The following is a 17,061-nucleotide window of genomic DNA, read 5'->3' as shown; positions in this document are numbered from 1 at the left end:
TCCTAATTAATCTTTTTCAAATCTGATTTCAATATCATCTCATCATGTTTCTTTTTTTCATCATAACGTTTTTGAATACGATTGACAGCAATTCTTGCTCCATCAAGATCAGGCGAAGCAATAATTAATGAAAATTGTGTCATATTGAATTTAGAAAAAACATCATTTTTACGTAAACTACTCGCAATAACGTTTCTTAAAATACCCGCTTCTTCTTGAATCTGTTTTTCAGATAATGTAGAAGTTTCATCTTCCAATGTTAACAGTGCTAATACACGAGCTTTCATAGAACGTCTAGCCGAACGTAAATTCACTTGATAAATATTTTTAAAAACCTCAAAATCACAATAAAATGTTGTATCTACATTACCATTATGATTTAAATTTTCCTCTAATTCATCTACATCAACTTGGGCAGTTGGAATCGTATCTAAAATTAATTGATAAATCCCTTTAAATTTCTGAGAAACTGGCATTCCATAACGACTATAATAAAGATCAACAGTCTGACGATAAAATGATAAAGCTGTATCATATTGTTCTGATTTATAGTATGCATAAAGTTTCATCTCATATAAACGTGAATCTAAGAGATTTTGAATATGTGGATGATTCGTTATTTTTAAAATTTCATTATACTTTTGATGTTGTACCAAAACGTCAAAAGTATGCAAAATAGTATCTAAGCAAGTCACTTCTAAAGCATTATTCATTTGCATGATCCAATCATTATAATTAAATTCTGGCAAGAAGTTATTTTGATAAAGTGACAATAATGTTAAGCATTTTTCATACTTTCTTAACCAATCACTTTCCTGTTCAACTCGACTTGCCATCTTCATGATTTCTTCATAATCAATTTTACACTCAATATCTAAGTTCCAATAATACCCACGTCCCTGAGATTGAATACAATTGATATCATCAAAAAATTTTTTCATTTCTTTTCTTGCACGATAAACAAGATTACGCAAAGCACCTTCAGGTTTATCTGAATCACCATCCGGCCATAAAAAATCAATTAATTGTGAAGATGTCAAATTCATATTACGATTTAAAATTAAATAAACAATTAGTAACTCAACTTGGGCACTTCTTTGTCGCTCTAAAGGAAATACCGTCTCTCCACATGAAATCCGTAATTTTCCTAATGTTTGAATGTTCAAGACTGGTCTATTTTCCATAATCATTCTCCTTCTTTTTCTTAACCTAATAGGGTCAAGCTATACATATATATCTATGATAAATGAATATATTCTTACGTTCCTATTATATACCAATCTATCACAAATGTCTTTAATATTTCCTATTTTTGTAATTATTTTATTTAATTTGTGATAATAAAAAGGATGTGAACATCCTCTATAACTTCTTCTCAATTAAATTGGCATGTGCTGCATACATTAATGCAGTTTCTTTGGTAATTTTATTTTGACGATATAATTCAACAATGGCTTCATCCATTGTTATCATTCCATTATGACGTTGTGAAGCAATCGCATTATCAATCTGATGCGTTTTTCCTTCACGAATCAAAGTCCGAATCGCCTGATTACAAATCATCACTTCAAACACAGGAACCATTTTTCCATCTGTACTAGGAAGTAACTGTTGAGAAATCACTGCGTCTAATACCATTGAAAGCTGAACGCGAATCTGTTGTTGCTGTGATGATGGAAAAACATCAATCATACGATCAATTGTATTGGCTGCCCCTAATGTATGTAAACTCGAAAAAATCAAGTGTCCTGTTTCAGCTGCTGTGATTGCAATATCCATAGTCTCTAAATCACGCATTTCTCCTACTAAAATCACTTCAGGTGCTTCTCTTAAAGCTGCTCTTAAAGCAGAAACATAATCCTTTGTATCATGATAAACTTCACGCTGAGAAACAATGCTTTTATGATGAGTATGTAAATATTCAATTGGATCTTCAATAGTAATAATATGTGTATTACGTTGACGATTAATTTGATCAATAATACATGCTAAGGTCGTTGATTTTCCACTGCCTGCTGGTCCTGTCACAAGCACAAGTCCTTTTTTTAACTTTGCTAAATCTGTAACAATAGAAGGAATTTGCAAATCATGAGGATCCGGCAATTCAAAACTCACAATTCTAATCACAGCTGCAAAAGAATTTCTTTGTTTATAAACATTCACACGAAAACGCCCAACACTTGGAATAGAAAAAGAAAAATCATCATCGCCTGTTTTCATAAACACATCAATATCATCTTTTTGAGCAATCTCATAGATTTCACGAATTAGCTTCTCAGTATCTTGAGGAAGCAATCTTTGTTCATTATATCTTTCAATTTTTCCATCTCTCTTCACAACACATGGCGAACCAGCAATAATAAAGACATCTGAAGCCTTCATTGCCACCACATTTTCTAATAATTCCTTAGCTCCCATACGTTTTCTCCTTACTTTCTGTCTTTAAAGAAATGATTTCTAATTTTTCACTATCTATTGAAAAAGTCAATTTTAAAATACGATTTTCATCAACATTCTCTTCAATTATATAATGACCATTTTGATAAATATAATCCCTATTCATCGTTTTTAATTGATGTTCAATATTTTTAACATCCAATTGATAATAACAATCCATCAATTTTGCTTCACTTTGATAATATTCGCTTGTTTTTATCACTTGTCTCATAATTGATTCATCATAACTTTTCGCTCTTAAATAAGACAAAATAGATAAAACACTCATCACCAAAATAACAAAAATCATAAAAATTGTTGCTGCCCCAACACTCATATGAAATTCATGTCTCTCTTTATTCATTGTGTATTCCTCCTAAAACAAAAGGAAATTCTTCTACACATGTCTCACCTTGATAAATTTGAATTTCACCATGTTTTGTCTTATCACTATATATTTTTAAAACAAAAGAATCGCCTTGATATGTATGCTCATCTATTTTTGTAAGCACAAATAATTCTTCAGGATTTTTTTGAGGATAAGCCTGCATTGTTTCAATCATTGATTGAACATTCAATAAAGTATCTTGTAAATGTTTAGCATCAGTTTGTTTTTCTTTTGCTTTCACTATTAAAGAAACACATATCGTTGTAGAAATGGTAAAGAAAAATATAACAATAATCAACTCCATCAAATAAGAGAATGAATGAACTTTAGATTGCATGATAATCCTCCTTTACCCATGTAAATATAGTGATAACCTTTTCATCTGATCACTTTTTTTCACCATTATAGCACACATCTGATGATTAATAGTCACTTGCATATCATCTAACGCAAATAATTTTTCTGCTTCATCTAATGAAGGAACATATTGAAAAGCAACAGTAACCTCCTGTAAATAACCATCTTTATAAAAAATATAAGTTGATGTTTCATTATCACTCAATTTTAAACATGTACTCTTTTCTAATGTCACTATCTCAATCATATCTTTTTGGTCATAACTTTTTATCTTTGTATTGAGATAAGCAAGTGGTGTTGATAAATCATCCTCTAAAGTTATACTTTTATGAATATTCTGATACCCCTGTATCTCACTTGAAACAATGAAAAACGATCCAATCACAAAAATCAGAAACAACAATAGAAACAAGAGCGTCTGAATATGAAACTGTCTATTCATAATCTTTCACCTTCTTATAAACATGAATTGTTGGCTGAATATTATCCCCTTCATAATGATAAAGAATATGATAATCATCTTCATTAACTAATAATCCATAATAGTCTTTTAAATAATGAATATCTTGAGGATATTTTCCTTCAATACTATAACACTTTAAACTCAATTGATAAATGGTATCACTGATTCTTTGAAGATCTTCATTTTCTGAATAAGAACCAGCCTGTTGAACCCCTGTCCATATCATAGCTACAACGATGAACAAAAATAATATTTTTCCAATATTTTTCATAAGCAATACCTATAAAGAAGATAAAATACTAACAATTGGTAACATGACTGATAACAATACAATACCAACAATAACTGATAAAAATGTTACAATTGCAGGTTCAACAACATTTAAAAAATGGGTAATTGAAGCATTCACTTCATCCTGGTAAGTCATTGCCAATTTAGATAAAACCTGATCAATTCGTCCAGTTTTTTCACCAACCTGCAACATATTTAATTTCATTCCCTGATAAATATGATATTTAGCAATTGCATCCAAAAAAGAAATCTGATTACGCATATCCTGCAAACAGTTTTTTAACTGACTTTGTAACGTTTTTTCCTGAACCAAAGGAATTGTATATTCAACCGCATTTTCTAATTCATATCCACTAGACATAAACATCGATAAAGCATACGTCATTTGTGCTCGTGAAAGTGCCTGAGATAGTTTTTTCATCAATGGTACCTTATCAATAAACAAAGTCAATAAACTTGTATGTGTAATCTTAGCATAAACATAGAAAGCAATCATCAATAATAATACACATAAGAGAATACAAAATCCGATGAATGAAAAAATCTGACCACAACGCATAAATGTATAAGCATATTGTGATAAATCACTTCCCAAACTCTTTAAAACATTTTCAAAAATAGGTAAAACCTTAAAAACAATCACTCCAATAACCACAAACATCATCATCAACAACACAATAGGATAAGTCAGTGCCTGCTGTAATTGACGTGACATGTCATTCATACGCTCATAATATTGTGAAAGAGATAACATTGCTTCATCTAAATGACCGCTCATTTCGCCTACTTCCAGCAAATGAATCATATAGTGATCGAATGCATCACTTTTTAAAACAGCATAACTTAAACGGGAATCTTCTTTAAAATAACGAAGCATATCCTGACAGACAGATTGAATATGCATATTTTCTGATTCTTGGGCAATCATTTCAACCCCTTCCATCATATCAAAACCGGCATCTAAAATCATTGCCATTTGTGTTGTAAAAGCATATTTTTCTTCAAAGTTAAGTTTCATAAGATTTCCTCCTAATAGTAATAAACAGCTTCATACTGTCCATTATAGTCAAATTTCGAACTTGCAAAAGTTGGATCCATTCTTGTCCATGTTTTCTCATCAACAAAAATATCTGGATTCACCCATCCCTGTCCTTCTAAATACACTTCTACCCAGGCATGATATTCAATATCTGTATTACCACATATTAATCGTGCTGGAATATGCTGAATTCTTAACATCGCTGTCATCATTGAAGCGTAATCAAAACAAATCCCTTTTTTTTCAACAAATAATTCCTGTAAATTAGGAATAATATATTTCTTTGTAGCTTCTACTGCCTTATTATCATCATAACTCAAATAATCAACCACATAATTATAAATATCTTTAATCCGTTGTAAATCATTTGTATCATCTTTAACAACTTCCATACTTTTAGTCGTAATGATATCCCCTTTTTGATAATCAACCAATTGATTAGGATATAAATAAGGTGTCAGTTCATTTTGTAATTCCACCTGAATTTTTTGTGTCTTTTCTACATAATAATCATTTCCCTGATATTGTTTTAAGACTGATATTAAATAGTCCCCATTTCCCATCTGTAATGGAAAAGCAATCGGTTGCTGACTTGTCAAATCATAAAAATATTTTTGTTCACCCTTAGAAATCTTGATTTTAATTTTCACATCACTCTTTTGATTCAAATAAGCCATCACATATCCTAAATCAGTATGTGAATAATCAACATTTGCAACTTGGCTTTTTAAAACATGTGTCCCTGGATTTTCTGGATACAGGATATCATCAATCTGATATGATGGTGAATCAGGGTATTGGCTAGGATATTCTTTGCCTGGCTCCTTTGAACAACCAAAAAGGCATAAAGATAATGTCATAGCTATAATACTTATTTTTTTAAACATAAACACTATCCGCCTCCTAATATTCTTATTATACACGAAACAAGACAAGAAAACAATTTCACAAAAAAAGAGTTATCACTATGTATAACTCTCTACTCCTCATCTATTCTCATCTTTTGATTTTGTATTTGATATTTCATAACAATCCCAATCAATCCAAAACAAATCCCATTAATAACAATACCTATCAAAAAAGCATTCATATAAGAACCAGTAAAATCATAAATATATCCAACAATAGATAATGCTAATGCTGCACCAAAATTACTTGCAAATGAAATCATTGGAAAAGCCCTCGTATAATTTTCAGTTCCAAAGAAATATTTACATAATAAAGGTAATCCAACTGCCCCAACAGAATAGATACTGCCAAATAAAAATGCTCCCAAATATAATCCAATCACTGATGGTGAAAATATTAATATAATCATTCCTAACATATTTGTTGTCATCATTGTTAAAGTCGCTTTAACAGGACCAAAATAATCACTCATACTACCAATCAATAATTTAGAAACAATATTACCAATCATTCCTGCTGATAAAAGAGTTGCTCCAATCGTTGCACTTAATCCCATAGATTCAGCAAAACCTGGAAAATGCTGAGTCATACCAGTAATCATCGTATTAATAAATGCTAAGATAAAAAAACAGATAAAGCCAACCTGCATCAAACGAAAGGCTGGTGCTTTATTTTGGTGCTGTGTTATCGTTTCTGGTTGATAACCATAAGGCAACAGACCTTCATCTTGTGGCTTAATAGCAAAAGGATAGAAAATAGCTGGTAAACATAGTACGGCAATAATCAGTGCTTTTATAACATAAGCATATTGCCAGCCAACAAATGCAATACATTGTGATAAAATCGGTGAACAAATAGAACCGGCTAATCCACTAAATCCAAATACAAAACTCGTTGCAAAACCATGCTTTTGATGAAACCATTCATTAATAATCATCGTCAAAGGAACAATCGAAAACATTCCTGTTGCTAATCCACGAATACCTCCCAATAAATAAAAAGCATAAATGTTATTAACAAAGCCCATCATAGCAGTTGCAATAACAGTTGTAGTGATACTTATAATCAGAATCAATTTATAAGAAAAGCGTGCCATAAGGCGTGGTACAAATAATGCACTGAGTGCTGTCACTAAAGAAAAGATGGTCATATGCAATGAAAATGTCCCTCTTAATATTCCCAAATCTTCAGCTACAGGTGTGTAAAATACACCTGATGAATTGATTGAAATTCCAATTGATGATGCAGCCAATCCACAACATATTGCCAAAACCAACCATGGTTTTCTTTGATTATCTCTCATATAAACCTCCCATATTTTCATAAGATATTTTTTTGACAACATCATCATATCAGTTTATTAAAGCGATATCCAATACCTATATTATATAACTCATCATGCTTAACAAGCATAAAAAAACTCCATGAATAAAATATCATAGAGTCTTTCCATCATGAAAATGATTCTTTAACATCTCTAAAAAACGTGTTGTAGCCAAAGAAAATATCTGATGTTTTTTCCATACAATCACTGTTCCGCTTTCTAAACGAGGTGATAATCTTTTAAAGGTAATATTCGTTGTCTCACTAATATTGATAAGTTTTTCAAAACAAATCGCTAGTCCCATTCCAGATTCAACCAATAATGATGCATTATAAACCAGATTATATGTTGAAATAATCTGGATGGTATGAAAAACATCACCAAACCAATGTTCCAATTCTTTTACAACTAAATCACGTTGTGAACAAAGAATGGATTCATTTTTCAAATCTTGTGGTTCAATAAATTTCTTATTGGCTAAAGGATGATCTTTTCGCATTAAGACACCCCAGATATCTTTTTGAGGCAAACGAATATAATCATATTTTTCAATATCAACAGGTTCAGTTAATAAACCAATATCAATTAAACCATTGTCAAGTTTCTCTTTCACATCATCAGCATTGCCACTAAAAAGATGATAACTGACTTGCGGATACATTTCATGAAATGCTTTCATACACTCTGCCATATAACGCATTGTGTATGTTTCGCCACCTCCAATATCTATAATTCCTGCAATTCGTTCACTTGGCTGTAGGAATTCCTGTTCTGTTTTATCAGTCAAATCAATAATTTCCTGTGCTCTTCGTTTCAATAACATACCTTCATTTGTTAAAGAAATTTTACTTTTGCCACGTACAAATAACTGGGTACCCAGTTCATCTTCTAACTGCATTAATTGACGTGATAACGTAGGTTGTGTGATATGCAATGTTTCAGCTGCTCGACTGATATTTTCTTCATATACCACAGCTAAAAAATATCTTAATACCCTTAATTCCATAACCTCACCTACCTTCCATATTCAAATTCTTTATATTTAAACAAATTGATCTAATTGACTTTCTACATCTTTTAATTTCTTTACTTTTGGATTTTTAATCATTTGACCACGTGCCACAACCATTTCAATATGACGCAATGCTTGTAAATCATCAAGCGGATTGTCTTTTGTAACAATAAAATCAGCACATTTTCCAACATCAATTGATCCTGTGATATCTCCTAAGCCTGCTAATTTTGCATTTAATAAAGTTGCTGTATATAAAGCAAACGTATTGCTGACACCACAATACTTATGAAAATAATGAATTTCACGCCACATATCATAATGTGTGATAAACGGACATCCTGTATCAGTACCTAATCCTACTGGAATATGATTTTTTAAACATGCTTTTGCACATGCAACAATCCCATCAAATACAATCTTTCCATTGTATTGTTCCATTTCACTCGCATGACTCACTTCACGCTCAAATAATGCATATGGGATTGCTGGTGAGAGTGTTGTAATTAAACAGGCTTGACGTTTTTGAAATAATTCAAGAATTGTATCATCTGGTTTAGCCCCATGTTCTATGGTATCTACCCCATTTTCTAATGCAACTCTTACACCTTCTGGGCTTTCAACATGAGCAGCAACTTTCAACCCAAGGCGATGTGCCTCATCACAAGCTGCTTTGACATACTCCCCAGGCATCTTCAATTCACCTGGTTCACCCTTCACTTTTGCATCTAAAACTCCACCTGTAATCATCAGCTTAATAATATCAGGATGATCTTTTGCTATTTGTCTGACATAATCTCTTGCTTCATCTGCACTTTTAGCAATATATGCTAATGAACCGGCCATATGCCCACCTTCAACTGATATAGCCATATTTCCAGCAACAATGCGTGGACCAATGGCTTCGCCAGAAAGAATGCGGTCACGAATACGAGTATCATAATCAAGAATTCCCCCTACTGTCCTTAGAGTTGTTACCCCACTCAATAATTCCATTTTGGCATAATTTTCACATAATTTTTGAGAAACCTTTCTTAACAAAGCATGACTTGTTACAAGTTTTACGAGTTTTTTGACATCACTTTGCTTTTTTTTAGGCTTTCCACTCGCTGGTAAATGGACATGCATATTAATCAATCCAGGCATAATATAAGCCCCTTCAAGATTTACAATTTCATATTCAGTCATATCAAAAGTCTTTTCAACAATATCTATGATTTTATCATCTTTTGTTAAAATCACGAGATTCTTCTGTGGTTTCATATCCTCATGACCATTTAAAACAATACCATTAACATATGCATATTTCATACTCTCTTCTCTCCTCTTTTTATGATAAACAACATTGCATATAAATGACATCTTTCATAGGATTATCATAATATGCTTTTCTTTCTTTAAAGCCACATTTTTTATAAAGTGAAATGGCACAATAAAGTGGTTCAATTGTATCCAATACCATTTCTGTGTAGCCATCCTGCTTAGCTATTTCCATAATTTCTTCAACCAGCTTCTGACCAATTCTTAATCCTCGATATGCTGGCAATACATATAATCTTTTCATTTCACACCGTTTATTATTATGTCTATGATAAGCAACACAACCAACAACCTTTTCATCTACCACTGCAACCAATACTTTTCCATAAGGGGGTGTATATTTCGTTTTTAAGTCCGCTAACTCAGCATCCAGATTTTGAAAACTTAAATCTCGCTGTAGTGTATTTATATAATCGATAATCAAAATCTTAACGTCCTCTAGATATTGACTTCCATCTTTTATTTCCATATAGATGTTCACCTACTTTTTCATCAATTATCTTTACTTATTTTTATTTTACTCTTTCCTTAGAAAACATTCAATTTTTATCAAGAAAATAATCAAAAAGATGATTTATTACTATTCACACTACATAAAAACACATTTTTCAATGAGATAGATTTTCTATAGTTGTTGTTTATCATAATTGCTTATTGCATATTTTTGTGTGAAAATATATAATATATGTAGAAAATTAAAAAAATTTCTCATAAAAAAAGAAAAATGAAGATTTTATTTGTATATATAAGTAGGGGCTACTTTTCAAGAAAGGATATACAAATAAAATGAGTCAAAACAAACAAGGAAAAAAAGGAGTTTCATTATTCTGTTCGGATTATTTTTTTCATTACCTGATGCATCATAGCGAAAACTTTCGAAGGGAACTTTGCAGTTGTGTTTCTGGCTATGATGATATGAGTATAGTTGAAGTTGTCTATTGTGATACATATGGGCTGAACAAAGAAAGTTCTAAGATGGTTTTAGATGTTGTGGTTAAGGATGATTTTGGAAGATACTATAATTTTGAAATGCAGAATGGATATATCGGTGAGGATGAACTTGGAAGATTTCAGCTTTATGCAATGAGACTGGTAGAACGACAGCTACAGGATGGCAAAAACTACGGAGAACTTGAAAAAGTAATACAGCTGATTATTTATACAGGGTCACCTGTTAAAAATTATGATCATGACTATCATATTGCACGATTATACGATGATCAGTATCAGATAATGATGGAAAAAGGATTATTGGAGTTTCATATCTTACAGACACAAAGAATGGAGGCAGATAATATGGAATTAAAAAGTGAAGGTATCAGAGAGGTATTTTGGATGTTTGCAGATGAGGAGAATCATAAGAAAAAGCCGAAAACGAAATTAGGAGAAGAAGTTATTCGCTTATATGAAGATTATCAGAACTCAGATGAATTTCTCACTTATTGTAATATTGAAAGAGATAGGCTTATTATTAAATCAAGAATGATGCAATCTAAGAAAAGTGGGATTGCTGAAGGAAAAGCAGAAGAAAAACGAGAAAACTGTCTAAAAATCATCAAAGGAAAATATCCGAACTGTTCATTAGAGTGGTTAAAGACATGTACAATGGAACAGTTGGATAAAGTTTTTGAACTTATTTTTCAGGATATCAGTTATGAAGAATTCAAAACTCAAGTCTTAAATAATTGATATTAGTCAAATGCAAAGCAGTTGCGATTATATTCATTTTAAAATTGTATGTGTTGACTATGGATAGTTATGATTATTTATTTTTACTATATACAGTTATCTTGACCCACCGTTAAAAAATCGTTATACTAAAATTATGAAAATCATTATATTAAGGAGAAAAAAATGAAACTAATAATTGAAGAAAATGAACACAAAATGAGTGAAAGTGCTATGTTTATTTTGTTAGGTGCAATGATGCAAGATAAGCGCGTGAATATCTCTTTAACATCTGGGCGATCACCCAAAACAATGTATGAAATGATGATTCCCTATGTTAAAGATCAAGAAAAATTCAAAGATATACAATATTATCTCTTTGATGAAAATCCATTTATAGACGAACCATATGGACCCAACTGGAAAGACATGCAGGATTTGTTTTTTCGTGATGCGCATATTCCTGATAAACGTATTCATATTATGAATCCTGATAATTGGCAAAATTACGATAATGAAATCCGCAATGCTGGTGGAATTGATGTTATGGTTATTGGTCTAGGACATGATGGTCATTTCTGTGGCAATTGTCCACGTTGTACACCTTTTGATAGTTATACTTATTGTATTGACTTTAAAGATAAGCAAGCTGTTAATCCAACTTATGGCGATCGACCACGCCAACCATTTACTTTGACAATGGGGCCAAAAAGTTTAATGCGTGTGAAACATCTGGTTATGATTGTTAATGGTAAAGAAAAAGCTGAAATCTTACAAAGATTTTTAGATGAACCTATTAATCAGGATGTTCCAGCCACGATTCTTAAACTTCATCCTAATTTTACTGTCATTTGTGATCAAGATGCCGCTTCACTCATCGATCCTCAAAAATATATTCATTTCTAATTTAAAAAAAGCAGTTATTTTTGAAGTGCATCTCCATAATTTGTTTGTTCAAATTATGGGGTGCTCTTCATTTCAATCATAACTGCTTTTTCTATCCAATCATCAATAAAATAAATTCTACTCTTTAAATGATTTGGAAAATATAAAATTTTAAATATGATGTTTCTTCCATAGTCCATAAAATCGGATGATCATGATTTTGTTGTGTAACAGATACTTGTTTTAAAGTAACTCCTGCCTCATAAGCAGATTCTCTTAACATTTTTTCAAAATGATCTGTTTCCATAAAACGTGAACAGCTACAAGTCAGTAAATAACCACCCTTTTTTAAAAGATTCATAGCTTTCATATTAATCTTTTTATAGCCGTTATAAGCATGATCAATTGTTCGGCGTGATTTTGTAAAAGCTGGTGGATCTAAAACAATGATATCAAATTGTCCTACTTTACATTTATCTAAATAATCAAAGACATCATCTTGAGTAAAAGTAATCTTATCTTCTAAAGAATTAAGCAACGCATTATGATATCCCTGATCTAAAGCTGTTTGAGACACATCTACTGCAACAACTTCTTTTGCATGACCATAAGCAGCATTTAAAGCAAATCCTCCCGTATGGCTAAAACAATCCAATACTTTTTTCCCATGTGCCATCTGTCTTAATAAATAACGATTGGCTTTTTGATCTAAAAAGTATCCAGTCTTTTGACCATTTTCAATATCTACATGTAAAAGAATCCCATTTTCTCTAATAATAGTCGTTGTTGGTAAATCGGCATTCTTCCAGTATCCCTTCTCTAATGGCAATCCTTCTTTACTACGAACCTTAATGTCATTTCTTTCATAAATCCCCTTAATATCCTGATGGTCTTCTTTTAAAACTTCCATTAACAATTCATAGATCATATCTTTTCTCTTCTCTAATCCATATGAACTGATTTGACAAACCAAAATATCATTGTATCTATCTACAGTTAAACCAGGAAGCAAATCAGCCTCTCCAAAAACCAATCGGCAATTTGTGATATTGTCTGCTTCTAATGTTTTACGAAAATCATAAGCAAATTGAATTCTTTTTTTAAAAAAGTTTCTATCCAATACATCATTTCTATCTTTTGATAAAATACGAACAGTAATATGACTATGCTTAGATAGAAAACCAGTTCCCATATATTTTCCATTCACTGTCACAATATCAACCAATGCTCCATTTTCAATGGAATCATCTAATTCCATCACATTATTTTTATACATCCACATTTGTCCTTTATCAAGCCATGTTTCTCCTTCAGGAGAAATCACCACTTTTGGGTTATTTCTTTTCATATTCATTATCTCCTTATATTTCAATCTTGATTTTTTATCATTGTCTTAAAGTTCTTTATTTCATGACCACTATTCTTCATTTCCCTTTCTTATATTACACGATTCATCTATAACTAGCAATCATAAGATAACATCAATAAACTCTTTTTAGATTGAATAGCACTTTCTATGAAATCAATTCTATTTGATAAATGTCATTTATCAAAATTTTTGTATAATCTTCTAAAATAATGATACGTTCATATTCATCAATTTTTGAAACATTACCTACAATCGTTATATAGTGTCCACCCTGTTTGAATCCATCAGGTTGAAAATATGTTATTTTCACATAAGGATGATGAGGCAATTGATGCAATATTTCCTGCAATTGGTAATTAACAAGAATTTTCTGATTCTCATCAAGTCTCTTCTTTGAATCTGTCAATCGAGCAGTTTCCTTAATCACTTCTTTATGCCCTGTTAAAGCTGCAAAAGGTGCAAATTGAGCAGCTCTTTCTTTTCTAGACATATGTGGATGACGAGAAGATTTCTGATAAGTTATTTTTAAGATATCTGAATAATCATGAATGTAATTCATATTTCTTCCTTTCATTAAGCTTTATGACCACCAATCGTTCCATTACGTTCAATGGTTCTCGCTCCTTCTTCTAAATTCATTCCTTTAAGCACAGCATTTTTACCATATTTTTTCTTTAATTGTAATGTTGCTTTTTGCAGACGTTTTTCTTTCTCTAAAATTTGTTTTTGCATTTCTTGTTGTTTCTTTAAAACATCATAATCTGTAAAAATATCTATTTGATGAAAAAATTCTTTATTTTCTATTACTTCTTCATCAACAAGATGATGAGCTGAAAGATGAATTCTTCTCACAAATAATTTTTTATCTACAATCCGATCAAACAATTCCATAACTGCTATTGTCATAAGATACCCAGACGCTGTCTGTCGATCAAGACGAGCAGTTCCATGAGCATGTTTAGGAATTTTACGACCATAATAATCAGTCACAACTTCTCCCTGATATTGTTTATTTTTCAAATTATCAATATCATATCCTATTGTTAAAACAATTTGATCAGTTACAAGTCCTTTATCAACCAAATCTAACGATAACAAATCCAGCATTTCCTTAACAACCAATTTTGTTTTATCAAAATCATAAGGACAACTTAATACCTGACCAGTTCCAATACTATTATGAGCCGGTTTATAATTCTTAATATCAGCCATTGTACACGATTCATAACCCCAGGCATGATCAATCAGTAATTCTGCATTGACACCAAACATCTGATAAAGCAAATCTTCATTATAATAGTCCTTGCTTTTGCCAATTGAACATTTCGCAATATCTCCCATTGTATAAATGCCTACATTGGCTAATTTCTTGGCATAACCTCTACCAACTCTCCAAAAATCAGTAATTGGCTGATGATTCCATAAATACTGACGATATCGCAATTCATCCAATTGTGCAATTCTCACACCATGTTCATCAGGTTTAATATGTTTAGCAACAATATCCATCGCCACTTTACATAAATACAAATTGCTTCCAATACCTGCTGTTGCAGTGAGTCCAGTTGTTTCAAAAATATCAAGAATAATCTTTTTGGCAAATTCTTTAGGCGTCATATGACAACTATGCAAATAACCTGTCATATCAATAAAGACTTCATCAATTGAATAAACATGAATATCTTCAGGTGCTACATATTTAAGATAAATCTGATATATTCTGGCACTATAATCCAAATAAAAAGCCATTCTTGGTGGTGCAATAATATATGACAATGCGAGTTGCTTATGATTGAGTAATTCTGCTTCTTTATAGGATTCTCCAATCAGTTGATATCCTGGTGCTTTTCTTCGTCTATCCTGATTGATTTCTTTGACTTTTTGAACAACTTCAAATAAACGTGCTCTTCCTGGAAGTCCATATTTTTTTAATGATGGTGAAACTGCTAAACAGATTGTCTTTTCAGTTCGACTTGAATCAGCAACAACAAGATGGGTTGTTAATGGATCAAGATTTCTTTCAACACATTCAACTGAAGCATAAAAAGATTTTAAATCAATTGCCATGTATATATGTTTATCACTTCTCATCTCTTTAACCTCCACCATTTTTATGACACATTTATTTTAGCATACAAAGTTGCATAAAACAAGATTATATGCAACTTTGTGTACTGTTAAAAAATGGATAATCATGTAATAATATACTTGTCTTAATCAACTTTATAACAAAAAAAACTATCACTTTTTAAGTGATAGTCGCACAATATTTTCAATATGATAACTTTGTGGGAACATGTCAACTGGCTGACAAATATCCGCCTGGTACCCATGTTCTTGAAGATACGCAATATCTCTTGCCTGAGTAGCCACATCACAAGAAATATAGACAATTCTATCTGGTGATAAAGTTATCAGTTGATTTAAAAATACTTCTGAACATCCTTTACGTGGTGGATCCACCATCACAACATCAATATGTTTGTTTTCATTTGCAAAATTCACCATAAATTCACCAGCATCCTGACAAGTAAATTCAACATTATGAATATGATTTCGTTTAGCATTTTCTTTTGCATCAATAATTGCCTGTTCAACAATTTCAACACCATAAACTTTATCAACATATTGTGCCATAGATAGTGAAATTGTTCCAATTCCACAATATGCATCAATCACTTCATCAGTTGCTTTTAACTGTGCATATTCAATCGCTTTTTGATATAAATATTCTACCTGTTTAGGATTAATCTGATAAAACGATTGTGTTGAAATACGATATGTATTTCCTAACAATTGATCTTCTATATAACCTGGACCCCATAATATTTTATTTTCTTTTCCTAAAATAACATTATCATGTCTTTGATTAATATTTTGAACAATTGTTTGTAAATGTGGAAATTCTAATTGTAATGTTTTTATAATAAAATCAATATCCTTAATTGTCTTTTGATAAGTAATAAAAACAAGCATAAGTTGTTGTGTTGCATAAGCTGATCTCACAAGAATATGTCTTATATTTCCACTATGACTTATCTTATCATAAGCTGTTTCTTTAGCATCTTGAAGCAATTCCCTTGCACGATTAACCAACTGATTGGATTCATCGTTTTGAATATAGCATCTTTCCATAGGAATAATATCATTACTATGTTGTTTATAAAAACCACTAACCAATCTATTATTCTGATATCCTACAGGGACTTGAACCTTATTTCTATAAAACCATGGTTCATCCATCATAAAACAAGGCAGCACTTCTACATGACAATGTCCAATACGTTCCAATGTATCCTGAACTCGTTTGGTTTTAAATACCTGTTGTCCTTCTTTTGACAAATGCTGAAGATGACAACCACCACATTGTTTAAATAAAGGACATCGTGCCTCTTGACGACATGGGTGAGAATGATAAAGTTCAATTAAACGTCCAACAGCATAATTTTTTAATACCTTAATAATTTTCACTTTTCCAACTTCGTCAATCAACATATTTTTAACAAAAACCGGAAATCCTTCTACCTTAACAATCCCTTGTCCATCATGAGAATAATCAATACACTTTGCTTCAATATATTCGTTTTTTTTCATAAGTCC

At 31.4% G+C, this 17,061-nt stretch carries 18 protein-coding genes; 2 read left to right on the top strand and 16 right to left on the bottom strand.

Annotated elements, in window-relative coordinates; all coding sequences use genetic code 11:
* Positions 1–2: 2 nt before the first annotated feature.
* From BN1865_RS01780 to BN1865_RS01725, 12 genes are all read right to left on the bottom strand, one after another.
* Positions 3–1,184, bottom strand: a complete 1,182-nt coding sequence (locus tag BN1865_RS01780; protein WP_050635550.1) for an AfsR/SARP family transcriptional regulator — start codon at positions 1,182–1,184, stop codon at positions 3–5.
* A gap of 178 nt (positions 1,185–1,362) precedes the next feature.
* Complete coding sequence (locus BN1865_RS01775) at positions 1,363–2,418, bottom strand: type IV pilus twitching motility protein PilT (protein WP_050635549.1); 1,056 nt, start codon at positions 2,416–2,418, stop codon at positions 1,363–1,365.
* Positions 2,408–2,800 (bottom strand): hypothetical protein, encoded by a 393-nt coding sequence (locus tag BN1865_RS01770; RefSeq protein ID WP_050635548.1) that lies wholly within the window; start codon positions 2,798–2,800, stop codon positions 2,408–2,410. Before BN1865_RS01770 ends, BN1865_RS01775 begins: the two co-directional genes overlap by 11 nt.
* The gene (locus BN1865_RS01765) at positions 2,793–3,161 is read right to left on the bottom strand and encodes a hypothetical protein (protein ID WP_050635547.1); all 369 of its coding nucleotides are present in this window, start codon (positions 3,159–3,161) and stop codon (positions 2,793–2,795) included. The genes BN1865_RS01770 and BN1865_RS01765 overlap by 8 nt, the downstream gene beginning before the upstream one ends.
* Positions 3,162–3,173: 12 nt before the next feature.
* Positions 3,174–3,623: a DUF4860 domain-containing protein gene (locus BN1865_RS01760; protein WP_050635546.1), complete on the bottom strand. Its 450-nt coding sequence runs from the start codon at positions 3,621–3,623 to the stop codon at positions 3,174–3,176.
* The gene (locus BN1865_RS01755) at positions 3,616–3,915 is read right to left on the bottom strand and encodes a hypothetical protein (RefSeq protein ID WP_050635545.1); all 300 of its coding nucleotides are present in this window, start codon (positions 3,913–3,915) and stop codon (positions 3,616–3,618) included. The genes BN1865_RS01760 and BN1865_RS01755 overlap by 8 nt, the downstream gene beginning before the upstream one ends.
* 9 nt (positions 3,916–3,924) lie before the next feature.
* Positions 3,925–4,953, bottom strand: a complete 1,029-nt coding sequence (locus BN1865_RS01750; RefSeq protein ID WP_050635544.1) for a type II secretion system F family protein — start codon at positions 4,951–4,953, stop codon at positions 3,925–3,927.
* 11 nt (positions 4,954–4,964) lie between these two features.
* The gene (locus BN1865_RS01745; protein WP_050635877.1) at positions 4,965–5,861 is read right to left on the bottom strand and encodes a transglutaminase-like domain-containing protein; all 897 of its coding nucleotides are present in this window, start codon (positions 5,859–5,861) and stop codon (positions 4,965–4,967) included.
* A 92-nt stretch (positions 5,862–5,953) separates the two neighbouring features.
* Positions 5,954–7,186 (bottom strand): MFS transporter, encoded by a 1,233-nt coding sequence (locus BN1865_RS01740; RefSeq protein ID WP_050635543.1) that lies wholly within the window; start codon positions 7,184–7,186, stop codon positions 5,954–5,956.
* 133 nt (positions 7,187–7,319) lie between these two features.
* Positions 7,320–8,213, bottom strand: coding sequence for a LysR family transcriptional regulator (locus BN1865_RS01735; protein WP_050635542.1), 894 nt, complete (start codon positions 8,211–8,213; stop codon positions 7,320–7,322).
* A gap of 36 nt (positions 8,214–8,249) precedes the next feature.
* The gene (locus BN1865_RS01730) at positions 8,250–9,530 is read right to left on the bottom strand and encodes an amidohydrolase family protein (protein ID WP_050635541.1); all 1,281 of its coding nucleotides are present in this window, start codon (positions 9,528–9,530) and stop codon (positions 8,250–8,252) included.
* Between the two features lie 19 nt (positions 9,531–9,549).
* On the bottom strand, positions 9,550–10,008 hold the full coding sequence (locus BN1865_RS01725) for a GNAT family N-acetyltransferase (protein WP_050635540.1): 459 nt from the start codon (positions 10,006–10,008) through the stop codon (positions 9,550–9,552).
* A 317-nt stretch (positions 10,009–10,325) separates the two neighbouring features.
* Here BN1865_RS01725 and BN1865_RS01720 point away from each other — a divergent pair, with 317 nt between their 5' ends.
* A complete protein-coding gene (locus tag BN1865_RS01720; RefSeq protein ID WP_050635539.1) occupies positions 10,326–11,228 on the top strand; it encodes a PD-(D/E)XK nuclease family transposase in 903 nt (300 codons plus the stop codon).
* Between the two features lie 165 nt (positions 11,229–11,393).
* Positions 11,394–12,113 carry a glucosamine-6-phosphate deaminase gene (locus tag BN1865_RS01715; RefSeq protein ID WP_050635538.1) on the top strand — a complete coding sequence of 240 codons (720 nt, stop codon included), beginning with the start codon at positions 11,394–11,396 and terminating at the stop codon, positions 12,111–12,113.
* A gap of 124 nt (positions 12,114–12,237) precedes the next feature.
* Here BN1865_RS01715 and BN1865_RS01710 read toward each other — a convergent pair whose 3' ends face one another.
* The 4 genes from BN1865_RS01710 to rlmD form a co-directional block, all read right to left on the bottom strand.
* A complete protein-coding gene (locus BN1865_RS01710) occupies positions 12,238–13,440 on the bottom strand; it encodes a class I SAM-dependent rRNA methyltransferase (protein WP_050635537.1) in 1,203 nt (400 codons plus the stop codon).
* Between the two features lie 166 nt (positions 13,441–13,606).
* Positions 13,607–14,020 carry a YolD-like family protein gene (locus BN1865_RS01705; protein WP_050635876.1) on the bottom strand — a complete coding sequence of 138 codons (414 nt, stop codon included), beginning with the start codon at positions 14,018–14,020 and terminating at the stop codon, positions 13,607–13,609.
* 14 nt (positions 14,021–14,034) lie between these two features.
* A complete protein-coding gene (locus BN1865_RS01700) occupies positions 14,035–15,552 on the bottom strand; it encodes a Y-family DNA polymerase (protein WP_050635536.1) in 1,518 nt (505 codons plus the stop codon).
* 150 nt (positions 15,553–15,702) lie between these two features.
* Entirely contained in the window at positions 15,703–17,055 is a 1,353-nt protein-coding gene (rlmD, locus tag BN1865_RS01695) for a 23S rRNA (uracil(1939)-C(5))-methyltransferase RlmD (RefSeq protein ID WP_050635535.1), read from the bottom strand.
* Positions 17,056–17,061 lie beyond the last annotated feature (6 nt).

This window comes from Candidatus Stoquefichus sp. SB1, from assembly GCF_001244545.1.
Lineage (GTDB): Bacteria > Bacillota_I > Bacilli_A > Erysipelotrichales > Coprobacillaceae > Stoquefichus.
This window is presented reverse-complemented; position numbering and strand designations above follow the sequence as displayed.

What these genes read in the sequence shown, in the direction of transcription:
- BN1865_RS01715 (WP_050635538.1), top strand. Translation starts at nt 11,394, where the DNA reads ATGAAACTAATAATTGAAGAAAATGAACACAAAATGAGTGAAAGTGCT.
- BN1865_RS01780 (WP_050635550.1), bottom strand. Translation starts at nt 1,184, where the DNA reads ATGGAAAATAGACCAGTCTTGAACATTCAAACATTAGGAAAATTACGG.
- BN1865_RS01705 (WP_050635876.1), bottom strand. Translation starts at nt 14,020, where the DNA reads ATGAATTACATTCATGATTATTCAGATATCTTAAAAATAACTTATCAG.
- BN1865_RS01710 (WP_050635537.1), bottom strand. Translation starts at nt 13,440, where the DNA reads ATGAAAAGAAATAACCCAAAAGTGGTGATTTCTCCTGAAGGAGAAACA.
- BN1865_RS01760 (WP_050635546.1), bottom strand. Translation starts at nt 3,623, where the DNA reads ATGAATAGACAGTTTCATATTCAGACGCTCTTGTTTCTATTGTTGTTT.
- BN1865_RS01720 (WP_050635539.1), top strand. Translation starts at nt 10,326, where the DNA reads ATGAGTCAAAACAAACAAGGAAAAAAAGGAGTTTCATTATTCTGTTCG.
- BN1865_RS01775 (WP_050635549.1), bottom strand. Translation starts at nt 2,418, where the DNA reads ATGGGAGCTAAGGAATTATTAGAAAATGTGGTGGCAATGAAGGCTTCA.
- BN1865_RS01725 (WP_050635540.1), bottom strand. Translation starts at nt 10,008, where the DNA reads ATGGAAATAAAAGATGGAAGTCAATATCTAGAGGACGTTAAGATTTTG.
- BN1865_RS01735 (WP_050635542.1), bottom strand. Translation starts at nt 8,213, where the DNA reads ATGGAATTAAGGGTATTAAGATATTTTTTAGCTGTGGTATATGAAGAA.
- BN1865_RS01755 (WP_050635545.1), bottom strand. Translation starts at nt 3,915, where the DNA reads ATGAAAAATATTGGAAAAATATTATTTTTGTTCATCGTTGTAGCTATG.
- BN1865_RS01740 (WP_050635543.1), bottom strand. Translation starts at nt 7,186, where the DNA reads ATGAGAGATAATCAAAGAAAACCATGGTTGGTTTTGGCAATATGTTGT.
- BN1865_RS01750 (WP_050635544.1), bottom strand. Translation starts at nt 4,953, where the DNA reads ATGAAACTTAACTTTGAAGAAAAATATGCTTTTACAACACAAATGGCA.
- BN1865_RS01765 (WP_050635547.1), bottom strand. Translation starts at nt 3,161, where the DNA reads ATGCAATCTAAAGTTCATTCATTCTCTTATTTGATGGAGTTGATTATT.
- BN1865_RS01730 (WP_050635541.1), bottom strand. Translation starts at nt 9,530, where the DNA reads ATGAAATATGCATATGTTAATGGTATTGTTTTAAATGGTCATGAGGAT.
- BN1865_RS01745 (WP_050635877.1), bottom strand. Translation starts at nt 5,861, where the DNA reads ATGTTTAAAAAAATAAGTATTATAGCTATGACATTATCTTTATGCCTT.
- BN1865_RS01770 (WP_050635548.1), bottom strand. Translation starts at nt 2,800, where the DNA reads ATGAATAAAGAGAGACATGAATTTCATATGAGTGTTGGGGCAGCAACA.
- rlmD (WP_050635535.1), bottom strand. Translation starts at nt 17,055, where the DNA reads ATGAAAAAAAACGAATATATTGAAGCAAAGTGTATTGATTATTCTCAT.
- BN1865_RS01700 (WP_050635536.1), bottom strand. Translation starts at nt 15,552, where the DNA reads ATGAGAAGTGATAAACATATATACATGGCAATTGATTTAAAATCTTTT.